This window comes from Neisseria sp. P0021.S005 (assembly GCF_051956955.1).
The window spans coordinates 1-2,580 of record NZ_JBQCWY010000440.1 but is presented as its reverse complement, the minus strand read 5'-3'; the positions used below and the strand labels follow the sequence as shown (position 1 = coordinate 2,580).

Genomic DNA, 2,580 nt, shown 5'->3' with positions numbered 1-2,580 from the left:
CCTTGCATCACCTTAAAGAACGCACCCTATCGATTTATACCCCCGAACAGCGTGCAAGCATCGAGACATCTGAAGACTGGAAACAGTTTGACAGACGACTTGAGGAACACTTCCCAAAACTGATGCACGAGCTGGACAATGTTTACAACAACAACGAAGCCGTCCTCCCCATGTTGGAGCAACTGATTGCCCAAGCATGGCAAAGCTATTCCCAACGCAACTCATCCTTAAAAGACATCGATATCGCACGCGAAAACGATCCTGACTGGATTTTGTCCAACAAACAGGTTGGCGGCGTGTGCTACGTCGATTTGTTCGCAGGTGATCTGCAAGGCTTGAAAGCCAAAATCCCTTATTTCCAAGAATTGGGTCTGACCTATCTGCACCTAATGCCCCCGTTTAAATGCCCTGAAGGCAAAAGCGACGGCGGCTATGCTGTCAGCAGCTACCGCGATGTCAATCCGGCACTAGGCACAATAGACGACTTGCGTGATGTCATTGCCGCCTTGCACGAAGCAGGTATTTCCGCCGTTGTAGATTTCATCTTCAATCACACTTCTAACGAACACGAATGGGCAAAAGGCTGCGCCGCCGGTGATCCGCTCTACGACAACTTCTACTACATCTTCCCCGACCGCTGGATGCCCGACCAATACGACCGCACTCTGCGTGAAATCTTCCCCGACCAACACCCGGGCGGCTTCTCCCAACTGGAAGACGGACGCTGGGTATGGACAACATTCAACTCCTTCCAGTGGGACTTGAATTACAGCAACCCATGGGTATTCCGCGCTATGGCAGGCGAAATGATATTCCTTGCCAACTTGGGCGTTGATATTCTGCGCATGGATGCCGTTGCCTTTATTTGGAAGCAAATGGGCACAAGCTGCGAAAACCTGCCTCAGGCACACGCCCTGATTCGCGCGTTTAACTCCGTAATGCGTATCGCAGCGCCAGCCGTGTTCTTCAAATCCGAAGCCATCGTCCATCCTGACCAAGTTGTCCAATACATCAGCCAAGACGAATGCCAAATCGGCTACAACCCTCTGCAAATGGCATTGTTGTGGAACACCCTCGCCACACGCGAAGTCAACCTGCTCCATCAAGCACTAACCTACCGCCACAACCTGCCCGACCATACTGCATGGGTCAACTATGTCCGCAGTCATGACGACATCGGCTGGACATTTGCCGATGAGGACGCATGGCAGTTCGGTATTCACGGCTACGACCACCGACAATTCCTCAACCGCTTCTTCGTCAACCATTTCGACGGCAGCTTCGCGCGCGGTGTACCGTTCCAATACAACCCAAGCACAGGCGACTGCCGTGTCAGTGGTACAGCCGCAGCATTGGTCGGCTTGGCGCAAAACGATCCATATGCCGTTGAGCGCATCAAACTTTTGTACAGTATCGCTTTGAGTACCGGCGGCTTACCGCTGATTTATCTAGGCGACGAAGTCGGTACGCTCAACGACGACGACTGGTCGAACGACAGCAACAAGAGTGACGACAGCCGCTGGGCACACCGTCCTCGTTACAATGAGGAGTTGTACAACCAACGCCATGACAGCTCGACCACTGCCGGTCAAATCTTCCAAGGTTTGCGCCATATGATTTCCATCCGCCAAAGCAATCCGCGCTTTAATGGCGGTAGATTGGTCACCTTCAACACCAACAACAAACACATCATCGGCTATATGCGCAACAACGCGCTTTTGGCATTCGGTAACTTCAGCGAACAAGCGCAAACCATCAGTGCGCACACCTTGCAGGCCATGCCGTTCAAAGCGCACGATTTGATCAGCGGCCAAACCGTTTCTCTGAATCAGGACTTAGTACTGCAACCCTATCAAGTCATGTGGCTTGAAATTGCATAAGCTGAATTTTTTATACATCATTCAAGGCCGTCTGAACAAATCAGCGTTCAGACGGCCTTTTAAGGCATAAGATGTATTTTGTATTTTGGGCAGTTTCGCTTAGAATGCACGCTTTAATACTAAATGACACACTTAAAGTCAGGAGTAAAAATCCATGTTGAAAAAATTCGTACTCGGCAGCATCGCTGCAGTAGTTTTGGCTGCTTGCGGTGGAGAAGGTAGCAACTCAGCTTCTTCTGCTCCGGCACAATCCGGTGCGGCCTCAGGCTCATTGATTGAGCGTATCAACAACAAAGGTACCATCACTGTCGGTACGGAAGGTACTTACGCACCATTCACTTACCACGACAAAGACGGCAAATTGACCGGCTACGATGTCGAAGTAACCCGCGCAGTCGCCGACAAACTGGGCATCAAAGTTGAATTTAAAGAAACACGTTGGGACTCTATGATGGCAGGTTTGAAAGCTGGCCGTTTTGACGTGGTCGCCAACCAAGTCGGCCTGACCAGCCCTGAACGTCAAGCGACTTTTGACAAATCCGAGCCTTACAGCTGGAGCGGTGCCGTATTGGTTGTACGCAAAGACAGCAACATCAAATCCATCGATGACATCAAAGGCGTGAAAACCGCACAATCCCTGACCAGCAACTATGGCGAAAAAGCCAAAGCGGCAGGAGCTGAACTCGTGCCGGTAGATGGT

At 51.0% G+C, this 2,580-nt stretch carries 2 protein-coding genes; both read left to right on the top strand.

The genetic code is table 11. From position 1 onward, the window contains the following. Window positions 1-2 precede the first annotated feature (2 nt). Window positions 3-1,880 carry an alpha-amylase family protein gene (locus ACTHUE_RS15290; protein ID WP_440402912.1) on the top strand — a complete coding sequence of 626 codons (1,878 nt, stop codon included), beginning with the start codon at window positions 3-5 and terminating at the stop codon, window positions 1,878-1,880. A gap of 154 nt (window positions 1,881-2,034) precedes the next feature. Then, the coding region (locus ACTHUE_RS15285; protein WP_440423916.1) for a transporter substrate-binding domain-containing protein at window positions 2,035-2,580 on the top strand (546 nt) is incomplete at its 3' end.